The 3,342-nt window shown below is 50.6% G+C and carries 2 rRNA genes; both read right to left on the bottom strand.

The annotated features are described in order from the left end of the window. Positions 1 to 4: 4 nt before the first annotated feature. Positions 5 to 120 (bottom strand): 5S ribosomal RNA (gene rrf / locus OA57_RS05545). A gap of 184 nt (positions 121 to 304) precedes the next feature. Further along, positions 305 to 3,188, bottom strand: a 23S ribosomal RNA gene (locus tag OA57_RS05540). Positions 3,189 to 3,342 lie beyond the last annotated feature (154 nt).

Raw genomic sequence — 3,342 nt, 5'->3', positions numbered from 1 at the left:
TAATATCCGGCGGTGTCCTACTCTCACATGGGGAGACCCCACACTACCATCGGCGTTACAGCATTTCACTTCTGAGTTCGGCATGGAATCAGGTGGGTCTACTGCACTGTCGCCGCCGGAATAATTCGGCTCGATTGTTATCTATTCTTCTCTCTTTTGTTCTTCTGTCTTTGTCTTCATTCAGCCACAAGCTAATCACTCTTCAAACCCTTTCATGAGCCTTTCTCCTCAGCCTCTTTCAACCCTTCCGGCCTTTCTCGTCTTCGTCTCTCCGTCTCCAACAATAAAAACCCTTGAGCGTTGTATGGTTAAGCCTCTCGGGCAATTAGTACGGGTTAGCTCAATGTATCGCTACACTTACACACCCCGCCTATCTACGTCTTAGTCTTAAACAACCCTTACCGGATTTTATCCGGGGAGAACTCATCTCAAGGCAAGTTTCGTGCTTAGATGCTTTCAGCACTTATCTCTCCCGCACATAGCTACCCAGCAATGCTTCTGGCGAAACAACTGGAACACCAGCGGTGCGTCCACTCCGGTCCTCTCGTACTAGGAGCAGCCCCTTTCAATTCTCCAACGCCCACGGCAGATAGGGACCGAACTGTCTCACGACGTTCTAAACCCAGCTCGCGTACCACTTTAAATGGCGAACAGCCATACCCTTGGGACCTACTTCAGCCCCAGGATGTGATGAGCCGACATCGAGGTGCCAAACACCGCCGTCGATATGAACTCTTGGGCGGTATCAGCCTGTTATCCCCGGAGTACCTTTTATCCGTTGAGCGATGGCCCTTCCATTCAGAACCACCGGATCACTATGACCTGCTTTCGCACCTGCTCGACATGTCCGTCTCGCAGTCAAGCTTGCTTATACCATTGTACTAACCTCACGATGTCCGACCGTGATTAGCAAACCTTCGTACTCCTCCGTTACGCTTTGGGAGGAGACCGCCCCAGTCAAACTACCCACCAGACACTGTCCACGACCGCGTTTCGCAATCTGTGTTAGAACATCAAACCTTAAAGGGTGGTATTTCAACAACGACTCCAACATAACTGGCGTTACGTCTTCATAGTCTCCCACCTATCCTACACATCAAAATTCAATGTTCAGTGTCAAGCTATAGTAAAGGTTCACGGGGTCTTTCCGTCTAGCCGCGGGTACACCGCATCTTCACGGCGATTTCAATTTCACTGAGTCTCGGGTGGAGACAGCCTGGCCATCATTACGCCATTCGTGCAGGTCGGAACTTACCCGACAAGGAATTTCGCTACCTTAGGACCGTTATAGTTACGGCCGCCGTTTACTGGGGCTTCGATCAAATGCTCTCACATCATCAATTAACCTTCCAGCACCGGGCAGGCGTCACACCCTATACGTCCACTTTCGTGTTTGCAGAGTGCTGTGTTTTTAATAAACAGTTGCAGCCAGCTGGTATCTTCGACTGAGCTCGCCTCCGTCCGCTCGGGACTTCAACTACCCTCAGCGCACCTTCTCCCGAAGTTACGGTGCTATTTTGCCTAGTTCCTTCACCCGAGTTCTCTCAAGCGCCTGAGTATTCTCTACCTGACCACCTGTGTCGGTTTTCAGTACGGTTTATTATAAAATATGCTTAGCGGCTTTTCCTGGAAGTGTGGTATCGGTTACTTCGGCACCTTGGTGCCTCCCCGTCACGCCTCTGATATAGATGACCGGATTTGCCTAATCATCCATCCTACACGCTTGGACCGGGACTTCCGTCACCCGGATAACCTAACCTGCTCCGTCCCCACATCGCTCTTATAACAAGTACGGGAATATTAACCCGTTTCCCATCGACTACGCTCTTCAGCCTCGCCTTAGGGGCCGACTCACCCTGCCCCGATTAACGTTGGACAGGAACCCTTGGTCTTCCGGCGAGGGGGTTTTTCACCCCCTTTATCGTTACTTATGTCAGCATTCGCACTTGTGATACGTCCAGCAAACCTCTCGATTCACCTTCTTCCGCTTACACAACGCTCCCCTACCCAACAGTGTTTCCACTGATGCCGCAGCTTCGGTGACTAATTTTAGCCCCGTTACATCTTCCGCGCAGGCCGACTCGACTAGTGAGCTATTACGCTTTCTTTAAATGATGGCTGCTTCTAAGCCAACATCCTAGCTGTCTAAGCCTTCCCACTTCGTTTCCCACTTAATTAGTACTTCGGGACCTTAGCTGGCGGTCTGGGTTGTTTCCCTCTTCACGACGAACGTTAGCACCCGCCGTGTGTCTCCCGGATATTACTCTTCGGTATTCGTAGTTTGCATCGGGTTGGTAAGCCGGGATGGCCCCCTAGCCGAAACAGTGCTCTACCCCCGAAGGTATTCGTCCAAGGCTCTACCTAAATAGATTTCGGGGAGAACCAGCTATCTCCCGGTTTGATTGGCCTTTCACCCCCAGCCACAAGTCATCCGCTACTTTTTCAACAGTAGTCGGTTCGGTCCTCCAGTTAGTGTTACCCAACCTTCAACCTGCCCATGGCTAGATCACCGGGTTTCGGGTCTATATCATGCAACTATTCGCCCAGTTAAGACTCGGTTTCCCTTCGGCTCCCCTATGCGGTTAACCTCGCTACATAATATAAGTCGCTGACCCATTATACAAAAGGTACGCAGTCACCTTGCGGCTCCCACTGCTTGTACGTACAGGGTTTCAGGTTCTATTTCACTCCCTTCACCAGGGTTCTTTTCGCCTTTCCCTCACGGTACTGGTTCACTATCGGTCAGTCAGGAGTATTTAGCCTTGGAGGATGGTCCCCCCATCTTCAAACAGGATTTCTCGTGTCCCGCCCTACTTCTTGTTAGCTTAGTACCATATACGCGCCTTCGGATACGGGATTATCACCCTCTGCGATTGAGCTTCCCAACTCATTCTCCTAACACACATACTATCACTAACGGCTCTTCCGCGTTCGCTCGCCGCTACTTACAGAATCTCGGTTGATTTCTTTTCCTCGGGGTACTGAGATGTTTCAGTTCTCCCGGTTCGCCTCAACACACTATGAATTCATGTGCTGATAGTGGGTTCTTCACCCACTGGGTTTCCCCATTCGGATATCGTGGAGTAATAACGCTTTTTATCAACTCCTCCACGCTTTTCGCAGATTAACACGTCCTTCTTCGCCTCTGACTGCCTAGGCATCCACCCTGCACGCTTCGTCACTTAACCATACAACCTCAAGAATTTTTCATTCCCGAAGCCTGTTTCATTGACTTGCGCGTAAGTTTCCCTACGCCGACCTGCTCAGTGCCTTTTCTCACTCAACAAGTCCGTCGATTTTAGGTTCTATCCCTTCATCGACTTCGATTACTCAGCTCTTACG

The sequence above is a fragment of the Chelonobacter oris genome (assembly GCF_000772535.1).
Taxonomy (GTDB): domain Bacteria; phylum Pseudomonadota; class Gammaproteobacteria; order Enterobacterales; family Pasteurellaceae; genus Chelonobacter; species Chelonobacter oris.
This window is presented reverse-complemented; position numbering and strand designations above follow the sequence as displayed.